Origin of the sequence: Bacillus sp. (in: firmicutes), from assembly GCA_017656295.1 — a bacterium.
Classification (GTDB): Bacteria; Bacillota; Bacilli; order Bacillales; family JACDOC01; genus JACDOC01.
Window position 1 is genome coordinate 20,435 of sequence record JACDOC010000017.1, and the last position, 18,690, is coordinate 39,124.

Annotated in this window: 15 protein-coding genes; 2 read left to right on the forward strand and 13 right to left on the reverse strand. The window is 42.2% G+C overall.

Annotation, left to right across the window (positions count from 1 at the left end; genetic code table 11):
* Positions 1–185 precede the first annotated feature (185 nt).
* The 6 genes from gatB to aceB all read right to left on the reverse strand — a co-directional run bounded on the left by gatB (position 186) and on the right by aceB (position 7,047).
* The gene (gatB, locus tag H0Z31_12255) at positions 186–1,616 is read right to left on the reverse strand and encodes an Asp-tRNA(Asn)/Glu-tRNA(Gln) amidotransferase subunit GatB (GenBank protein MBO8178216.1); all 1,431 of its coding nucleotides are present in this window, start codon (positions 1,614–1,616) and stop codon (positions 186–188) included.
* Between the two features lie 13 nt (positions 1,617–1,629).
* Positions 1,630–3,087, reverse strand: a complete 1,458-nt coding sequence (gatA, locus tag H0Z31_12260) for an Asp-tRNA(Asn)/Glu-tRNA(Gln) amidotransferase subunit GatA (protein ID MBO8178217.1) — start codon at positions 3,085–3,087, stop codon at positions 1,630–1,632.
* 13 nt (positions 3,088–3,100) lie between these two features.
* Complete coding sequence (gatC, locus tag H0Z31_12265; GenBank protein MBO8178218.1) at positions 3,101–3,391, reverse strand: Asp-tRNA(Asn)/Glu-tRNA(Gln) amidotransferase subunit GatC; 291 nt, start codon at positions 3,389–3,391, stop codon at positions 3,101–3,103.
* Between the two features lie 179 nt (positions 3,392–3,570).
* Positions 3,571–3,756: a hypothetical protein gene (locus H0Z31_12270; protein ID MBO8178219.1), complete on the reverse strand. Its 186-nt coding sequence runs from the start codon at positions 3,754–3,756 to the stop codon at positions 3,571–3,573.
* A gap of 185 nt (positions 3,757–3,941) precedes the next feature.
* Positions 3,942–5,222: an isocitrate lyase gene (gene aceA, locus H0Z31_12275; protein ID MBO8178220.1), complete on the reverse strand. Its 1,281-nt coding sequence runs from the start codon at positions 5,220–5,222 to the stop codon at positions 3,942–3,944.
* A gap of 229 nt (positions 5,223–5,451) precedes the next feature.
* Positions 5,452–7,047 (reverse strand): malate synthase A, encoded by a 1,596-nt coding sequence (aceB, locus tag H0Z31_12280; GenBank protein ID MBO8178221.1) that lies wholly within the window; start codon positions 7,045–7,047, stop codon positions 5,452–5,454.
* 290 nt (positions 7,048–7,337) lie between these two features.
* On the opposite strand from aceB, the gene H0Z31_12285 reads away from it, so the two are divergent.
* Positions 7,338–7,475 carry a hypothetical protein gene (locus H0Z31_12285; GenBank protein ID MBO8178222.1) on the forward strand — a complete coding sequence of 46 codons (138 nt, stop codon included), beginning with the start codon at positions 7,338–7,340 and terminating at the stop codon, positions 7,473–7,475.
* Between the two features lie 169 nt (positions 7,476–7,644).
* Here the strand turns inward: H0Z31_12285 and putP are convergent, their stop codons facing one another.
* The 7 genes from putP to H0Z31_12320 form a co-directional block, all read right to left on the reverse strand.
* Positions 7,645–9,096, reverse strand: a complete 1,452-nt coding sequence (gene putP / locus H0Z31_12290; protein MBO8178223.1) for a sodium/proline symporter PutP — start codon at positions 9,094–9,096, stop codon at positions 7,645–7,647.
* Between the two features lie 577 nt (positions 9,097–9,673).
* Positions 9,674–11,218: an L-glutamate gamma-semialdehyde dehydrogenase gene (gene pruA / locus H0Z31_12295; GenBank protein MBO8178224.1), complete on the reverse strand. Its 1,545-nt coding sequence runs from the start codon at positions 11,216–11,218 to the stop codon at positions 9,674–9,676.
* Positions 11,219–11,640: 422 nt separating this feature from the next.
* On the reverse strand, positions 11,641–11,781 hold the full coding sequence (locus H0Z31_12300) for a hypothetical protein (GenBank protein MBO8178225.1): 141 nt from the start codon (positions 11,779–11,781) through the stop codon (positions 11,641–11,643).
* Positions 11,782–11,829: 48 nt separating this feature from the next.
* Positions 11,830–12,999 (reverse strand): CamS family sex pheromone protein, encoded by a 1,170-nt coding sequence (locus tag H0Z31_12305; GenBank protein MBO8178226.1) that lies wholly within the window; start codon positions 12,997–12,999, stop codon positions 11,830–11,832.
* 15 nt (positions 13,000–13,014) lie between these two features.
* Complete coding sequence (ligA, locus tag H0Z31_12310) at positions 13,015–15,018, reverse strand: NAD-dependent DNA ligase LigA (GenBank protein ID MBO8178227.1); 2,004 nt, start codon at positions 15,016–15,018, stop codon at positions 13,015–13,017.
* A gap of 23 nt (positions 15,019–15,041) precedes the next feature.
* Positions 15,042–17,228 carry a DNA helicase PcrA gene (gene pcrA / locus H0Z31_12315; protein MBO8178228.1) on the reverse strand — a complete coding sequence of 729 codons (2,187 nt, stop codon included), beginning with the start codon at positions 17,226–17,228 and terminating at the stop codon, positions 15,042–15,044.
* Between the two features lie 70 nt (positions 17,229–17,298).
* Complete coding sequence (locus tag H0Z31_12320) at positions 17,299–17,991, reverse strand: heptaprenylglyceryl phosphate synthase (GenBank protein MBO8178229.1); 693 nt, start codon at positions 17,989–17,991, stop codon at positions 17,299–17,301.
* 143 nt (positions 17,992–18,134) lie between these two features.
* Between H0Z31_12320 and H0Z31_12325 the strand changes: the two genes are divergently transcribed.
* On the forward strand, positions 18,135–18,671 hold the full coding sequence (locus H0Z31_12325; GenBank protein ID MBO8178230.1) for a hypothetical protein: 537 nt from the start codon (positions 18,135–18,137) through the stop codon (positions 18,669–18,671).
* Positions 18,672–18,690: the final 19 nt, after the last annotated feature.

Here is an 18,690-nt window from a genome sequence, read left to right on the forward strand (position 1 = left end):
TGTTCCACTTTTAATAAGCCAAACACAATAAAATGATTTGTCGGCTGATAGAATGGAAAAAGTATATCCATTAGCTCAGATAGAAATTACTATTAAAAAGGCTGACCCATAAGTGTCCGAGCTCACGTCAGTTCTACTGCATTGTGAGGTTGAACACTTTGATTTTGGGTCAGCTTTCTTTATGATTATCGTTTATTCATTTCCTCAATAAGTAGCTTGTTTACCATTGGCGGGTTTGCTTGGCCTTTTGTGGCTTTCATGACTTGTCCGACTAGGAAGCCAAGGGCACGGTCTTTTCCGTTTTTGAAGTCTTCGATCGATTGTGGGTTCGCATCCAATACTTCAAGAACGATTTTGCGAAGAGCGCCTTCGTCGGAAATTTGGACGAGACCTTTTTCTTTAACGATTGTTTCTGGGTCTCCGCCTTTTTCGACAAGCTCTTTAAACACTTTCTTCGCGATTTTAGATGAAATCGTTCCTTTTTCAATCAGCTTAATAAGTCCTGCTAAGTTCTCTGGTGTTAAGGCGATTTCGTGAAGCTCTTTTTGCTCCGCGTTTAAGTATGCAGATACTTCACCCATGAGCCAGTTCGATGCTTGTTTCGGATCGGCTCCTTTTTCGACCGTCGCTTCAAAGAAATCGGACATTTCTTTTGTCAGTGTTAAAATTTTCGCGTCATACGCTGGTAAGCCAAGCTCTTCGATGTAACGTTTTTGACGTTGGTCTGGAAGTTCTGGAATTTCGGCACGAACGCGTTCTTTCCATTCGTCGTCAATGTGAAGCGCTACTAAGTCAGGCTCTGGGAAGTAGCGATAGTCTTCGCTTCCTTCTTTCACACGCATTAAAATCGTTTTACCAGTTGCTTCGTCAAAGCGGCGCGTTTCTTGGCGAATGACGCCACCGGATAATAAGATTTGTTCTTGGCGCTTTTGCTCGTATTCTAATCCTTTACGAACAAAGTTAAAGGAGTTTAAGTTTTTTAATTCGGTTTTTGTACCGAATGTTTCTTGACCGATTGGGCGAAGCGAGATGTTCGCGTCACAGCGAAGGGATCCTTCTTCCATCTTACAATCGGACACACCCGTATATTGAATGATCGATTTTAATTTTTCTAAGTACGCGTACGCTTCTTCAGGTGTACGGATGTCTGGTTCGGAGACGATCTCAATGAGCGGTGTTCCTTGACGGTTAAAGTCAACAAGAGAATATCCTTCGCCAGAGTGTGTTAATTTACCCGCATCTTCTTCCAAATGAAGGCGCGTAATGCCGATTCTCTTTTTCTTTCCGTTCACTTCGATCTCGATCCAACCGTTTTTACCAATTGGTTGGTCGTATTGAGAGATTTGGTACGCTTTCGGGTTATCTGGATAGAAATAGTTTTTACGGTCGAATTTCGTATCCGTTGCGATTTCACAGTTGAGCGCCATCGCTGCTTTCATCGCGTACTCCACCGCTTTTTTATTTAACACTGGCAACACGCCAGGATAACCAAGGTCGATTACGTTTGTATTGGTGTTAGGTTCCGCTCCGAAATGGGCTGGAGCAGGTGAGAAAATTTTCGACTCAGTTTTTAACTCGACGTGGACTTCAAGTCCGATGACCGTTTCAAAGTTCATTCGTTTTCACCCCTTACAGCTCTGGTTTTTGTTTATGGTAGTCAGTCGCTTGCTCAAACGCATGAGCTACACGATATACCGTGCTTTCGTCGAAGTGTTTACCAATAATTTGTAAGCCTAATGGTAATCCGTTTGCAAAGCCGCATGGAATCGAAATCCCTGGAACTCCCGCTAAGTTCACTGGGATCGTTAATATATCGTTCGCGTACATCGTTAATGGATCATCGATTTTTTCGCCAATTTTGAACGCTGGTGTTGGCGTGGTTGGTCCAATAATGACATCGTATTTTTCAAATACATCTTCAAAGTCTTTTTTAATGAGGGTACGTACTTGCTGCGCTTTTTTATAGTAAGCATCATAGTAACCAGAGCTTAATGCAAACGTACCAAGCATAATCCGACGTTTCACTTCATCGCCGAATCCTTCTGCACGAGTTTTCTTGTAAAGGTCGATTAAGTTTTCTGCATCTTTTGCTCGGTAACCGTATCGAATACCGTCAAAGCGAGCTAAGTTCGCAGACGCTTCCGATGATGCTAATAAGTAATATGTAGCTACACCGTATTTCGAATGTGGAAGCGATACCTCTTCCCAAGTTGCTCCAAGTCCTTCTAACACTTTTAACGCGTTTAATACCGCTTGACGAGCCTCTTCGCTAACCCCTTCACCAAGGTATTCTTTTGGTACGGCAATTTTTAAACCTTTAATATCACCAGTTAATGCACTGACGTAATCAGGCACGTCAATGTTTGCAGAAGTGGAATCGTTCGGATCGAGTCCAGCAATTGCTTGAAGTAAGTAGGCGTTATCTTCAACAGTACGAGTAATTGGTCCGATTTGGTCTAAAGAAGAAGCAAAAGCGACAAGTCCGAAACGAGATACGCGTCCGTATGTAGGTTTTAAACCAACGACACCACAGAAAGCTGCTGGTTGGCGGATGGAACCACCTGTGTCGGAACCTAGGGCAAACGGAACTTCTCCCGCAGCCACCGCTGCAGCTGATCCTCCGGAAGAACCACCTGGTACCGTTTCTAAATTCCAAGGGTTATGCGTTTTATGGAAGCCAGAGTTTTCCGTGGAGGAACCCATAGCGAATTCGTCCATGTTTAACTTACCGATTGTAATCGTTTCGGCTTCATGGAGTTTATTCATTACCGTAGCATCGTAAATCGGGTCAAAGTTTTCTAAAATTTTACTTGCACAAGTGGTGCGTAACCCTTTTGTCACGATGTTATCTTTAATACCGATTGGCATACCGAACAGCAAACCTTTAGGCTCGTCGGTTGCTAATTTTTCATCTAATTGCTTCGCTTTTTCGCGTGCGCGTTCTTCGTCTAACGTAAGAAACGCCTTTACTTTATCTTCTACTTCATGAATGCGTTTATATGATTCATCGACTAAGTCAGATACGGAGATTTCTTTTTTAACTAAGCGTTCATGAAGCTCTGAAACTTTATAATCGAAAAGAGACATCCAGTTTCCCTCCTTACTCTAAAACTGATGGAACCTTTATTTGGCCATCTTGATGGTCTGGTGCGTTCTTTAATACTTCTTCACGTGGTAAACCTGGTTGTGGTACGTCTTCACGCATCACGTTTTTCATATCAAGCACGTGAGAAGTTGGTGGAACATTGGTTGTATCTAATTCATTTAATTGCTCAGCAAACGTAATGATCGCATCTAGCTGTTGCTGGAACTTCGCAGCTTCTTCTTCCGTAATTGCTAAGCGCGCAAGATGGGCGACGTGTTTTACTTGGTCTAATGAAATTCTGGACATGTGCTTCACCTCCGATTTTGGTTCGAACAATAACAATATTATTGATAATATCAAAACAACGCGCTTGTAGGCAATAAACCTTCCCTTCCATCATTGCCATAACCATGTTTATTTTATCACATGTGTACATAGATTGGATGAACGAATCGTTCATGCTTGAACAAGAGAATGAGCATATTTTATTTAGAGTTCTCCCAGCTTTTATTTGCAGTTGGAACCGAATTTTTTGCAGTTTCTACATCAGCTTTTGCACTTTTCACCGTTTCTTTTGCGGTTTCTACATCGGCTTTTGCACTTTTCACCGTTTCTTTTGCAGTTTTTTCGTCGGCTTTTGCACTTTCTGTTACTTGGTTCAGTTTCAGCATTGTGCTTGTACTTTACACGACCTGGTTTACACTTTCGGACATTTGGCTTGCACTTTCCGCCACCTGGCTTGCACTTTCGGACATTTGGCTTGCACTTTCCCGCCACCCGGTTTACAGTTTTCTATTCCAAATACAAAAAGCCCTTCGATTTGAAAAATCAAAGGGCTTTTGTCATCTTAATGAACTTAGACCTCTACAAATTGCTCTTCTTCGGTAGAGCCTTTCAGAGCCGTTGTCGATGAAGTGCCACCCGAAATGACCATCGATACTTCATCAAAATAGCCAGTTCCAACTTCACGCTGATGCTTCGTTGCCGTGTAACCGTATTTTTCGCTCGCAAATTCGGCTTGCTGTAATTCGGAGTAGGCAGCCATCCCTTGTTCTTTGTATTTGCGGGCTAATTCGAACATGCTGTAGTTGAGAGCATGGAATCCTGCAAGAGTAACAAATTGGAATTTGTAGCCCATCTTTCCGAGTTCTTGTTGGAATTTAGCAATCGTTTCGTCGTCTAATTTCTTTTTCCAGTTAAATGAAGGCGAGCAGTTATAGGCTAACAGTTTGCCAGGGAACTTTTCATGAATCGCTTCAGCGAACGCTTTCGCTTCTTCGAGATTTGGTTCGGATGTCTCACACCAAATTAAATCGGCATATGGCGCGTATGCTAATCCTCGGGCAATCGCTTGGTCTAAGCCAGCTTTTGTGCGGTAAAAGCCTTCTGGTGTCCGCTCACCCGTAATAAACGGTGCATCGTATGGGTCAATATCGCTCGTAATTAAGCTAGCAGCATTTGCATCCGTGCGGGCAATTAATACGGTTGGAACTCCCATCACATCCGCAGCGAGACGTGCCGAAATTAAGTTTTTCACCGCTGTTTGTGTCGGAAGCAACACTTTTCCTCCGAGATGCCCACATTTTTTCTCCGAAGATAGTTGGTCTTCAAAATGAACACCGGCCGCTCCTGCTTCGATCATCGCTTTCATTAATTCAAAGACGTTTAATTGTCCGCCAAACCCAGCTTCTGCATCTGCAACAATTGGCGCGAACCAATCGACGGAGTTATCCCCTTCTAAATGGTGAATTTGATCGGCACGCTGCAACGCTTGGTTAATACGCTTCACAACGTGAGGAACACTGTTTGCCGGATACAAGCTTTGGTCCGGATACATTTGCCCAGCTAAGTTTGCATCGGCTGCAACTTGCCATCCGCTTAAATAAATGGCTTTAAGACCTGCTTTGACTTGCTGCACCGCCTGATTTCCTGTTAACGCTCCAAGGGCATTAATGTAATCTTCTTCATGAAGCAGCTTCCACAGTTTTTCCGCTCCTCTTTTCGCGAGCGTATATTCAATATCAATGGACCCCCGTAATTTGATCACATCTTCTGCTGTATACGGACGCGTAATTCCTTTCCACCGTTCTTCCATCTCCCACTGTTCTTGTAATTTTTGAATACGTTCGTCTTTCATTGTTCATTCTCCCTTCAAATTTCATATTTTTATAGTTAAAAATGGGTTTATGATACGTATTTCATGGTGTAGTGATCTATTGGTGAAGATTGAATGCAGTTCTGAGGAGTGTATTGTAGGAATTATCAGTTTATTTACCAAAGCAGCACTTTACTTGCTCGAAATCACAATTTTTTTCTTCTGACCCCCGTGAAAGGAACACCCAACCTCTATTAACCAGGCCCATCTTTTATAAAATTTCGTAACCTGGTATTGTTAAAAAGTCGACAAAATCATCATTTAAAATGAGTTCGTCAAACAGTTTACTCGCCTCTTCAAAACGCCCTTTTTCATACGCTTCATCGCCAATTTCTTGCCGAATCTTTGCAAGTTCTTCTTCTTTCCATTGCTGGTACAGTTCTTTCGTTACTTTTCGTCCATCATTGAGCGTTCCTTTTGGATGGCGAATCCATTGCCATAGTTGAGCCCGAGAGATTTCTGCTGTTGCCGCATCTTCCATTAAGTTGTGAATCGGTACGGCCCCTCTTCCAGAAAGCCAAGCGGCAATATAACGAATTCCAACATCAATATTTAAACGAACGCCTTGTTCGGTAATTTCGCCCTTAGGTACTTCAAGTAAGTCTTCCTCTGTTACTTCTAAGTCTTCCAGCCGTTTCGTCCGGATTTGGTTAGGCTCTTTCATTTCTTTATTAAATACATCCATCGCCACAGGAACTAAGGCCGGATGGGCGACCCATGTGCCGTCGTGACCATCACGTGCTTCCCGCTCTTTATCCAAACGTACCTTTTCAAAAGCGATGCGATTTTTTTCTTCATCCCCTTTAACCGGAATTTGGGCGGCCATTCCCCCAATCGCCGGTGCTTGCCGACGATGGCATGTTTTAATTGTTAGTAATGAGTACGCACGCATAAACGGTACGGTCATCGTCACTTGCGAACGGTCTGGTAATAACACATCTGGTTGATTTCGCAATTTCTTTAAGTAACTAAAAATATAGTCCCAGCGACCACAGTTAAGTCCGGCAGAATGTTCTTTTAGTTCGTACAAGATTTCGTCCATTTCAAAAGCCGCCATAATCGTTTCAATCAGCACCGTCGCTTTGATCGTACCTCGTGGAAGACCAATGTACTTTTGCGCATACAAAAACACATCGTTCCACCAACGAGCTTCTAGATGACTTTCTAGCTTCGGTAAGTAAAAATAAGGACCAGACCCCTTTTCTATAAGCCGGCGGGCATTATGGAAAAAGTACAATCCAAAATCTACTAAACTAGCGGATATCGGCTGTCTGTCAACGGTGATATGTTTTTCTTCTAAATGTAAGCCGCGCGGACGAACGACTAATACCGCAGGATTGTCATTGAGTTTGTACACTTTCCCTTGCTCGTTCGTAAACGAAATCGTCCCCTCAACGGCATCACGTAAGTTTACTTGCCCTTGGATAATGTTTGACCATGTTGGTGATGTCGCATCTTCAAAACAAGCCATAAACACTTTGGCCCCAGAGTTAAGAGCATTTATAATCATTTTCCGGTCAACTGGACCGGTAATTTCCACTCGTCGATCTTTTAAATCTTCAGGTAACGGTGAAATCACCCAATCGCTTTTTCGAATCGACTCTGTTTCTGGTAAAAAACGTGGAAGCTCTCCTCGATGGATGGCCTCTTGTCGTTCCTTTCGCCGTTGTAACAGTTCTTTTCTTTGTGGACCAAATCGACGTTCCAGTTGTTCGATAAATTGCAGCGCCTCATCTGTTAAAATACTTTCATAACCTGCTTTATTGTCTGCTTCAATATGAATACCTGCCGTTTCCGATAATTTCATAACTCCACCCCTTTGCCTTTGTTATAAAACAGCTTTATTAAATTTATTAGTATTATATAACAGAACAACAAAAAGTGAAATAATTTTTCAGAATTTTCGTTCGACAAATTCTGCGTGTCCTATAGTTTAAGAGAAAAGACACCTTTGATATACCAGTTGTACTCGTAAGTAATTGCACGGACGGTACTAGAAAGAGCCGTATTTCTATAAGAAGCAAATAGAATACGCTAACAGAATAGCCAGTTTTGAATTTCCATCCATTTAACCATTTAAATTTTAGGCTATGTTATATGTCATTGTTGATTTTTAGCAAGTTATTCACACGGTGGCGATCCCAGCGGGAACAAGAAGCCGCAAGACCCTTACTTGAGCGTAGCGAGGGAAGCGGCTTGCAACTTGCCCGCGGAAAGCGTCCGCCACAAGCGTAATGTATAAATAACAACAGTATCGTTTAACAGACACCCATGCCAATATAAAATTGGCACATGATATTTGAAATAACAGCAAAAGTTATCCATAGGTATTTCAGGGTAGAGCCAAATTTTAAAATATAAAAAAACGCTTGGACAGTTAAAAAACTATCCAAGCGTTATTTCATTATGCTTTTGCTTTTTCAAATTCTTCTTGGATTTCTTCCGAAGGTGCTTCTGTTAGTAAGCTGAAAATAATGATCGCTAGTGTACATACAATGAATCCTGGAACAATTTCATATAGGTCATATAAGCCGCCTTCAAGCTGTTTCCAAATCACAACGGTGGCCGAACCTGATACTAATCCTGCTAGTGCCCCCCAGCGATTCATCCGCTTCCAGAATAGGGATAAAATAATGACAGGTCCAAAGGCCGCTCCGAATCCACCCCAAGCATAGCTGACAAGGTCAAGGACGGAGCTGTCTGGGTTGCTCGCTAACACAATCGCAATTAACGCAATAACAACTACCGAAATCCGTCCAACCCATACTAATTCTTTTTCGGATGCATTTTTTCGGAAAATCGCTTTATAAAAGTCTTCAGCAATCGCACTAGAAGATACGAGTAACTGTGAGTCAATCGTACTCATAATTGCTGATAAAATCGCGGCTAGTAAAATACCAGCTACCCATGGTTGAAATAGCACTTGAGTAAAGTCCATAAAGACGGTTTCTGCGTCTGCTAATGGCTTGTCAGCAAAATAGGCGATACCGGCAAAACCAGTAAATACAGCTCCTAATAAACCGAAAATCATCCACACCATACCGATTAATCGAGCCGTTGGCACATCTTTTTTAGACTTTAGTGCCATAAAGCGAGTAATAATGTGCGGTTGACCAAAGTAACCTAATCCCCAAGCCATGGACGAAATAATTCCCATTGCTGTCATACCTGCAAAAACGTCTAACGCTTCTGGATTCACGGAAGCTACTTTTTCCACTACAACTCCAAATCCACCAAGCTCCACAATGGCAGCTATCGGAACAATGAGGAGAGCCGCAAACATTAATAATCCTTGGAAAAAGTCGGTCCAGCTTACCGCTAGAAACCCACCTAAAAATGTATAAGAAATAATGACGATTGCACCAATCCAAAGAGCGGCTGTGTAATCAAGACCAAACGAGTTTTCGAATAATTTTCCTCCCGCAACCATTCCGGAAGAGGTATAGAACGTAAAGAATAATAAAATAACAAAGGCAGAAATAATTCGTATTAATTTTGAATCATCACGGAAACGGTTTTCGAGATAATCAGGAATCGTTAGTGAGTTTTTCGCTACTTCCGTATACGTACGAAGACGCTTCGCTACAAACTGCCAGTTTAGATAGGCACCAAGGGAAAGACCGATACAGATCCAAATCGAATTTAATCCAGCTGCATACGCTGCCCCAGGCAGTCCTAACAGCAACCAACCACTCATATCTGATGCCCCAGCGCTTAACGCGGCAACTCCAGGGCCGAGACTACGTCCACCAAGAATATAATCAGATAAGTTCGAAGTCATTCGATAAAACCATAAACCGATGGCCAACATAGCGGCTAAATAAACAATAAATGTGACAAGCGTTGCTGTTGACATCATACCCTATTGTTCGCTCCTTTCCGTGAAGTACGTCACGACACTAAGCAAAATAATGCCTAGCATTGGGCCAAACACCCAAAATAACGTAGATGCTGATAACATCTTCCCACCCCCATGAATATTTTGTAAACCCTTGTATGGAGTTCCAATATTTTGCATAAAATTTGTATATTCAACCTTTCGATTGAAAGGGTTTACAACATCGATATTATAGAATTTCAAAACTAATTTTATTCATTGTATACTAGTAAAATAATATATAATTATTCAATTACTCTTATATTATAATCGAAATCGGAATGAATAAAAATATTTTGTTAGCATTTTCGAAAAAATTTTTTGTAACTTTTTAATTTTACAATATTTTTATAATAAAATTATTGAATCGAATATAAATTGTTTATCTTATACTTAACCTCTAGGTAGAGAAATTGTTTGTAAAAGTTTCATATAGGTCGCACGTATTGAGGAAACTTGTTCGCTAAGGAGTTGGAAAGTGCTTAGTATTCGATAGGAATGTGTTTTACACAAAAGGGACAGCCCTCGTACAAAGACTGTCCCTATCAAACCTTGATTAAAGCATTTCCGAAGTTGTCTTCGCTTGCATGTGTAAGATTAAGTAGTCTGGGCCACCGGCTTTGGAGTCTGTACCGGACATATTGAAGCCACCGAACGGTTGGTAACCAACGATGGCACCTGTACAACCGCGGTTGAAGTAAAGGTTTCCGACATGGAAGTCTTCACGTGCTTTTTCGATGTTTGCACGGTTGTTGGAGATTACTGCTCCTGTTAAGCCGTATTCGGTGTTGTTCGCAATGTCAATCGCATGATCGAAGTCTTTCGCTTTTGTAAAGGCCACGACTGGTCCGAAAATTTCTTCTTGCATGATGCGCGCCTCAGGATCCACATCCGCAAAGACCGTTGGCTGGATAAAGTAACCTTTTGAGTCGTCCCCTTCGCCACCTGTCATGAGTTTGCCTTCTTGTTTTCCAATTTCAATGTAGTTCATGATTTTGTTGAAGGCGCTTTGGTCGATGACTGGACCCATGAATGTGCTTTGTTCTGCTGGGTTTCCGACTTTTAGTTCTTTTGTTAATTCGACGACGCGGTTTAATACTTGATCGTACACGTCTTCGACGATGACCGCACGAGAGCATGCGGAACATTTTTGTCCAGAGAAGCCAAACGCTGACGCTACGATGGATTGAGCTGCTAATTCTAGATCCGCGTCTTTGTCGACAACGATTGTGTCTTTTCCGCCCATTTCCGCAATAACGCGTTTTAACCAAATTTGGCCTGGGTTCACTTTCGCTGCACGCTCGTAAATGCGAATACCAACATCACGAGAACCGGTGAAACTGATGAAACGAGTTTTCGGATGATCCACTAAGTAGTCCCCGACTTCGGCCCCGCTACCTGGGATGAAGTTTAGAACACCTGCAGGAAGACCTGCTTCTTCTAATACTTCGACAAATTTATAAGCGACAACCGGAGTGGCACTTGCTGGTTTTAATAGCACAGTGTTACCTGTCACAAGGGATGCCACTGTGGTACCGGCCATGATCGCAAACGGGAAGTTCCATGGGGAAATGACCACACCGACACCTAATGGAATGTAATTAAATCGGTTAAATTCACCCGGACGGCTTTCCACTGGAATTCCGTCTTTTAATTTCAACATTTGACGACCGTAATACTCCATGAAGTCAATCGCTTCCGCTGTATCGGCATCGGCTTCTTTCCATGGCTTACCTGCTTCTTTTACAAGTAAAGCAGAAAACTCATGCTTGCGACGACGAACGAGCGCAGCCGCTTTAAATAAAATATCTGCACGCACTTCTGGTTTTACTTTTTTCCATGTTTGGAACGTTTCGTACGCCACGTTCATCGCTTTTTCCGCGAGTTCTTTGTTCGCTTTAGAAACGCGACCGATCACTTCTTCTTTGTTCGCTGGGTTGATCGAAACGATTTTGTCTTCTGTTGTCACGCGCTCGCCACCGATGACTAGCGGATAATCTTGACCTAAATAACTTTCAACAAGCTTTAATCCTTCCTGGAACGCTCGCTTATTCTCTTCTTTCGAAAAGTCCGTAAACGGTTCGTGTTTGTACGGGATCATCCCATTCCCTCCTATTCAGTAAACGTTTTCAATACATTTTTCATTCTATCATGGATTGTTTTTGTTCATCAATTTTCGAAAGATTGGCATTTTTATAGCAAAAATCCGGTACTGACTTCCGGGGAGTCAGTACCGGTTTTTCCTTTGATGTTGCGAAGAGATGTGCCTATCGGTCCGCTTTTGTGTCCTATGTGCCAATCTAGATGTCTTATAAGCCTTTTTCATCTTCTAAATGCGCCAATTCCAATATCCTATGTACCAAACCCGTATGCTAATGATACCTGAAAACCAACACTTTTTCTTTATCAGCAAGGCTCTACCCTGAAATAACTGTGGATAACTTTTGCTGTTATTTCATTTATCGATGTGCCAATTATTATTGGCATGGGTGTCTGTTAAACACTCATGTTGATATTTATACATTATGCTTGTGGCTGACGCTTTCTGGCGGGCAAGCCGCAAGCCGCTTCCCTCGCTACGCTCAAGTAAGGGTCTTGCCTGGCTTCTTGTCCCCGCTGGAGTCGCCGCCGTGTGAATAACTTGCTAAAAATCAACAATGACATATAACAGAGCCTTCTCAAAAAAAGATGACCGCATTATGCAGCCATCTTTTAATCGTATATGTGTACAAACGGTTCATTTTCGTTTGGTTTGCGGACTATTAAGGCTTCAGGCCCTGTAACAGACGTTACATTGACTTCAACATTCAAATATGGCGGAAAATGGTCCATCACGAGGCCGGTGACGTATTGCGTAAAGCCAATGGTTTCGCCTTTTCCGTAAAACTGAATCGGAATTTCAATTTTTAAATCTTGAAGTTGGTCATTGACATAAAAACCACGACCAACGACTCCGTTGTAATTCGGGAAGTATTCTTCTACGTCATCTTTAAAATTCACAAAAATCGTATAGTCTTCTCTTTTCTCTTTTTCTGCTTCTGAAGATGGGAATAAATAATATTTTTCGTTAACTTCTTCCCACTTATCAATCTTCGAACTGTTATTCGATACGTACGTATAGGCAAAAAAGTTACCAGGTACGACGGAATTTTTTCCTTTTTGTTCGTATAAAGCAATCACAATTGGAATATTAGATAAACCGTCCATTTGACGAAGGCGTTTGAGGACTTCGTCTGCTATTTTCTTTCCTTGTTCGACTACTTTTTCATGGGGAATGTCGACGGTAAACGTTGGTCCATATTGAATTTCTTGATAATAATGGACCGAGTTTAACGCAAGACCAATAACCACTCCACCTAACTTGACGGTATCTTCATCGCTTTTGATTAAATAATTATGCTCTAATATATGAGCTAAATAGATTGGATTTTTTTCATTCTGCTCAGCAATGGTCCCTTTTCCGTCATTCGGAGGGTTTAACCCAAGATTTTTTTCTGGATCTATTTTTTTCGCTTTTAGTTCCTGCTCTGTATATTTTCGATTTAACCAGGCGTTGATAGTTGAACGGTCTAAATATTGTCCCTCTTGGAAAAAGTAATCTTCCGTCGAGAATACATTTTGCGCAATTCTCATTAGCCCTGTTTCAAACTCGGCTATATCGTAACGAGTATTTAAGTTTCCAACAACGACCCCACGAGATTGACTCGGTTTAAATGGTAAAATCGTCCGATAATATTGATTAGAAATATTGTAATTCGGGATTATCGCTGTTTCTTTTGTTTTATCTTCTTCCTGAATCACTTCGTCTTGCTTTTCAAACTTAGGAGCACAGCCTCCTAAAAGAAGAAGGGAGACTAGTGCACCGTAAATGAAACGCTTCATGTGTACCTGCACCTCTTATCGGTTAAGTTCTTCGAGCAGCTTCTCCTCATCCCAAACTTCAATGCCGAGTTCTTGTGCTTTTTTCAATTTCGAACCGGCATCGGCACCAGCGATGACAAAGTCGGTTTTTTTGCTCACACTGCTGGCTACTTTTCCACCTAATGCCTCAATTTTTTCTTTGGCTTCGTTTCTTGTTAACTGTTCGAGCTTTCCTGTTAATACGACGGTTTTTCCAGCAAATACGGATTCCACTTCACCTGCTTGCACCGGTTTTGGTCCGGTGTACGTCATGTTGACCCCAGCGGACTGGAGCTTTTCGATCAATTGTTTTGCTTCTGGTTGGGCAAAGTACGTCACAATTGAATCCGCCATTTTCTCCCCAATTTCATGGATAGCTGTTAATTCTTCAAATGTCGTATTCATGAGACGGTCCATTGTTTCAAAGTGTTGCGCTAACGTTTTTGCCGCTTTAGCTCCAACGTGACGAATACCAAGACCAAACAAGAGCCGCTCCAGTGAATTGTTTTTGGATGCTTCAATGGCGTTGATTAAATTGGTCGCCGATTTTTCTCCCATTCGTTCAAGCCCGAGCAGCTGTTCTTTTTTCAAGTAGTAAAGGTCCGCCACATCGTGAATAAGCTGTTCTTTAAAAAGAAGCGCAATGACTTTTTCACCAAGGCCGTCGATATTCATCGCATTCCGTGAAACGAAATGGATGAGGCCTTCCCGAATTTGGGCCGGACATTTTGGATTTATACACCGCAGCGCGACTTCCCCGTCTAAACGAACCAGCTCGCTGTCACACTCCGGACAATGTGTGGGCATGTGAAATTCTTGTTCGTTTCCTGTCCGTTTTTCCGTTAACACATTAACGACTTCCGGGATAATATCGCCTGCTTTTTTGACCACGACATGGTCGCCGATTTTAATATCTTTTTCGCGAATTAAATCTTCGTTGTGTAGCGAAGCTCGTTGTACGGTAGTACCAGCTACGCGAACGGGCGCTAAAATCGCGGTTGGAGTAATGACCCCTGTCCGACCGACGCTAAGTTCAATGTCTAAAAGTTGCGTCACCACTTCTTCGGCAGGGAATTTGTACGCAATAGCCCAACGCGGACTTTTCGCCGTTGTACCGAGCTGTTGCTGCTGCTCTAAAGAGTCAACTTTAATAACAATGCCATCAATGTCATACGGTAAGTGAGGTCGCTTTTCTAACCAGCTATCCACATACTCAAGTACTTCATCAATATTCGCGCACACTTTCCGCTCTTTATTCGTTTTAAAGCCGAGTTCTTCTAATAAGTCCAATCCTTCGCTATGGGAGGTGACTCCAGTATCCCCGACATCAGCTATTGAGTAAAGGAAGATATCTAAGTTACGAGAAGCCGCGATTTTCGGATCGAGCTGTCGTAATGAACCAGCCGCCGCGTTTCTCGGATTCGCAAACGGCTCTTCCCCTTTCGCCCGCTTTTGTTCGTTTAATACTTCAAACGAATGTTTCGGCATAAAAGCTTCACCGCGGACTTCAATGGTAACATCACGTTTGAGGCGAAGAGGAATGGACTTAATCGTTTTTAAGTTTTCCGTAATATCCTCCCCTGTCGTTCCGTCACCTCGTGTCGCTCCTTGAACGAACACCCCGTTTTCATAGCGAAGTGAAACGGCAAGTCCGTCGATTTTTAATTCACAAACATAGCGAACGTTGCCGACCGCTTGCCGAACGCGTCGATCAAAATCGCGTAAATCTGCTTCGTTAAACGCATTACCGAGGCTTAGCATCGGGATTTTATGCTCCACTTTTTTAAACGCGTCTAATGGTTCCCCTCCTACTCGCTGGGACGGAGAGTCCGGCGTTTTTAATTCTGGATACTGCTTTTCGATGTCGATCAGTTCTTGTAACAGACGATCGTATTCTGCATCCGGAACAGAAGGTCGGTCTAACACATAATATTCATAATTGTACTGGTTTAATAATTCGTGTAGTTCCCGTACACGTTGTTCAGCTTGTTGACGATCCATTCGAATCTTCTGCCTCGCTTTCTTTATACTTTCTCGATTGGGGCAAATTTCGCTAACAGACGTTTAATTCCAAGACCAGGGAAAGCAATATCTAATTCCAGTCCCTCACCTTCACCTTTCACGCTTACAACCGTACCGACGCCCCATTTTTTATGTTCGGCTTTATCTCCGACTTTCCACTCTTGTTCCTCGCCACCTGTAGGGCGTAACACTGGTCGTCTCGTTTGCATGCGTGGAGACCCAAATGAAGAGGAGCGTTGTTCTTCCCCGACACGCTCAATGAGCTCCTCAGGAATTTCATCGATAAAACGAGAAACTGGGTTCATATTCGTTCGTCCGAAAAGGGTGCGCATTTCCGCATTCGTTAAGTACAGTTCTTCTTCTGCACGCGTAATTCCAACATAGGCTAAACGGCGCTCTTCTTCCATTTCCTCTTCTTCCATTAGGGAACGGCTATGTGGGAACACGCCTTCTTCCATACCCATTAAAAACACAACCGGAAACTCTAATCCCTTCGCTGCATGCAGCGTCATTAAAATCACGGCATCGGATGAATCTTCTTCTTTTCCAAGCTCGTCAATATCGGCAATGAGCGCTAAATCCGTTAAAAAGGCGATTAAGCTTTTATCTTCGTTGTTTTCTTCAAAGTTTTTCGTGACGGATAAAAACTCTTCAATGTTTTCTAAGCGGCTTTGTGATTCCAATGATTTTTCTTGAATGAGCATCTCCCGATAGCCAGACTTGTCTAACAAGTCGTCGACAAGCTCCGTGACCGATAAATACTCTTGCATTTGCGTAAAACTTTGAATGAAGTCGCGAAACTCAATCACCGCTTTTGTAATTTTCGGGCTTAACCCGATAAAGTCCGCTTCTCCTATCGCTTGGAAAAGAGAAATGTCATGCTCTTGGGCGTAGCGGGCAATTTTATCGAACGAAGTCGACCCAATTCCGCGCTTCGGAACATTGATAATCCGTTGTAAGCTAATATCGTCATCTGGGTTCGCTACTAATCGTAAGTACGCCAAAATATCTTTAATTTCTTTCCGGTCGTAGAATTTAATTCCACCAACGATGGAGTATTCGAGGTTCGATTTTAAGAGCACTTCCTCCATGACCCGTGACTGGGCGTTCGTTCGGTACAAGATAGCGATATCAGATAATTTTCGTTTCCCGCTGTCTACAAGCTCCTTAATTTTCTTCGCGACAAATTGCGCTTCGTCTTGCTCATTGTGCGCTCGGTAGTATACAATTTTTTGACCTTCCGGATTTTCCGTCCATAAATTTTTCGGTTTACGATTAACATTGTTTTTAATCACTTCGTTTGCTGCATGAAGAATCCGTTTGGTCGAACGATAGTTTTGCTCGAGTAAAATGACGTTTGCATGGGCATAGTCTTTTTCAAAGGATAAAATGTTAGAAATATCAGCGCCACGCCAACGGTAAATCGATTGATCCGAATCCCCCACCACGCATAAGTTTTGGAAGCGAGATGCGAGCATTTTGACCAACATATATTGCGCTCGGTTTGTATCTTGGTACTCATCGACGTGAATATATTGGAACTTGCGCTGATAGTACTCCAATACTTCCGGCACGCGTTGGAACAAGTGAATCGTCGTCATAATTAAGTCATCAAAATCGAGTGCATGGTTTTTGCGCAGCCGTTTTTGATACTCCGTATACACATCGCTCACAATCGTGTCATAATAGCTTCCCGCTTGCTTAGCAAACTCTTCTGGGGTCATAAGCTCGTTTTTGGCACTGCTAATCGTTCCAAGAATCGTTCGTGGGTCAAATTTTTTCGGATCAATATTTTTGTCTTTTAAAATCCCTTTAATGACAGACTGTTGGTCGGTCGTATCTAAAATCGTAAAGTTGCGATTAATCCCTATACGGTCAATATCGCGACGTAAAATGCGTACACACATAGAGTGGAACGTCGAAATCCAAATTTCTTCCGCTGCTCCACCTAAAAGGGCTGCAATCCGCTCTTTCATCTCCCGGGCCGCTTTATTCGTAAACGTAATAGCTAAAATGTTGTACGGATTGACCCCTTTTTCAACCATTAAGTAGGCAATCCGATGGGTTAGCACACGCGTTTTTCCACTTCCTGCCCCTGCCATAATTAATAGCGGTCCTTCTGTCGTTTTGACCGCCTGTTGTTGCTGTGGGTTTAAACCGTTCAACAGTCGTTCAGTAAGAAATTGCATGAATGGTACACCACCTATACAGAACATTTGTTCTTATTATAAACGATATGTCTTGTACATTTCATGATTTTTAATCCATTGATTTTACGGCTTTGACCGTTGCTAACGCTTGGTCTAAATCTTCGTACACCACGTTTCCAACGACAACGACATCCGCATATTGGGCCATTTCTTCAGCTTGTTCCGGTCCTTTTATGCCGCCACCGTAAAATAAGGTAGTTTCAGTCAACGTTTGTTTCACTTCTTTTACAAGCTCGACATCACCGTAAGAGCCGCTATATTCTAAATAAAATATCGGCATCCGGAACATTTTTTCCGCCATCATCGCGTAGCCAAGGACATCTTCCTTAGTGAGTTCCGTGTTTGCGCCTGTTAATTGGGCTGCTTTACATTGTTCATTTAAAATACAATAACCTTCTACAACAATTTCATCCCAGTTCATTAATTCTCCGTACTCTTTGATAGCCGCATGGTGCAGCCCTTTAAACCATTCGGAACGATCCGTGTTTAAAACCGTTGGGATAAAATAAAAATCAAACCCTGGGGTAATGGATTCGATATTGGATACTTCTAACACACAAGGTACCGTATAGCGACGAATCCGAGCCATTAAATCAAGCACGTTCTCTAACGTTACACCATCTGAACCGCCAACTACTATCGCGTCGGTTCCTGACTCGCACACTTTTTCTAAAGCTTCATCTGAAATGGATTTATTTGGATCGAGTTTAAAAACATGCTTCCACTCGCGAATATCGTACATACCTTTGTCCTCCATTACTTTTTTCCATTACACCATTATAGCATTTGTTGACCTGTTCAAAAAGAAACGATAGGAACACTATGAAAAATGGATGTAACTTCCTTTATTCACTTCCGTCTATCTCTATAAGGAAGGTGAAGAAATTGAAAAAATGGTTGATTGTTGTTTTGGTCACTTTCGGTTTAGTTGGATGCCGTTTTTCTTCTGAACCTGTTGTAAAATCAACTGATGCTGATCCTATAGTCATTCAAGATACGATAAACGGGTTAAATTTTTATGTTGAACTTAATAAAGATACGTTTTCTAAAGGGGAAGAAATTCGTGTCAAGGCAAAAGTGACAAACGAGCGGGGAACTACACTCACTCATGTCATTGGAAGTTCGTCATGCCCGACCCCAATAAAAATCCTTATTACCAAACCAGATGAAGGGTACCAATTACTTGAGAAAGGAACTGAAAATTTGGTATGTACGGATGATTACGGTTGGGGTCCTTTTAAACCTAATGAAACCTTAGAAATGGATGCTGTTTACGTTCAAAAAATAAGAAATTCTCCTTCAAAAAAAGAGGCACCACGAGGAACATATGAAGTCAAGGTACTCGTAACAGAGATTCTTGATGTTTCTTCTTTGGAAATTACCCCTATTGCGATAAATACAACGATATCTCTTGTAGAGTAAATGTACATCATATTTTTTA